A 733-nucleotide genomic window follows, 5' to 3' on the forward strand; every position below is an offset into this window, starting at 1 on the left:
TGTTCTGCTTGGCGTAGGCGTACTCGACGTAGCCGATGGCGTTCGGGACCTGCTTGACGACGGCGGTGACGCCCTCGTTGCCCTTGCCGCCCTGGCCCGTCGGCCAGCTGACCGTGGTCGAGGCGCCGAACTCGGACTTCCAGGCCGGCGACACGTCCGACAGGTAGGTGGTGAAGATGTTGGTGGTGCCCGAGGCGTCCGACCGGTAGACCGCGGTGATCGGGGCGTCGGGCAGCTTCACGCCCTCATTGAGCTTGGCGATCTTGGCGTCGGACCACTTCTTGATCTTGCCCTGGTAGATCTCGGCCAGCACCTCGCCGGTGAGCTTGACCTCGCCGGGCTTGACGCCCGCGATGTTCACCACCGGGACGACGCCGCCCATGACGGTCGGGAACTGCACCAGCCCGTCCTTGGTCAGGGTCTCGCCCTTGAGCGGCGCGTCGGTGGCGCCGAAGTCGACGGTCTTGGCCTGGATCTGCTTGATGCCGCCGCCCGAGCCGATCGACTGGTAGTTCAGGCCGTTGCCGGTCTACTCCAAGTGGGCCGAGGCGTACCGCAAGGAGACCGGCAACGGCCTGAACTACCAGTCGATCGGCTCGGGCGGCGGCATCAAGCAGATCCAGGCCAAGACCGTCGACTTCGGCGCCACCGACGCGCCGCTCAAGGGCGAGACCCTGACCAAGGACGGGCTGGTGCAGTTCCCGACCAGCCTGGGCGGCGGCGTCCCGGCGAG

At 67.8% G+C, this 733-nt stretch carries 1 protein-coding gene and 1 pseudogene; one reads left to right on the plus strand and one right to left on the minus strand.

The features are described from left to right. Window positions 1-529 (minus strand): annotated as a pseudogene (gene pstS, locus VQ02_RS31410) (phosphate ABC transporter substrate-binding protein PstS); the annotation flags it as partial. On the opposite strand from pstS, the gene VQ02_RS31415 reads away from it, so the two are divergent. Continuing rightward, window positions 522-733, plus strand: a 212-nt coding sequence (locus VQ02_RS31415; protein ID WP_048448190.1) for a substrate-binding domain-containing protein, incomplete at its 3' end; no start/stop codon positions are given. The pseudogene pstS and the gene VQ02_RS31415 sit on opposite strands and share 8 nt — an antisense overlap.

Source organism: Methylobacterium variabile (genome assembly GCF_001043975.1).
Lineage (GTDB): Bacteria > Pseudomonadota > Alphaproteobacteria > Rhizobiales > Beijerinckiaceae > Methylobacterium > Methylobacterium variabile.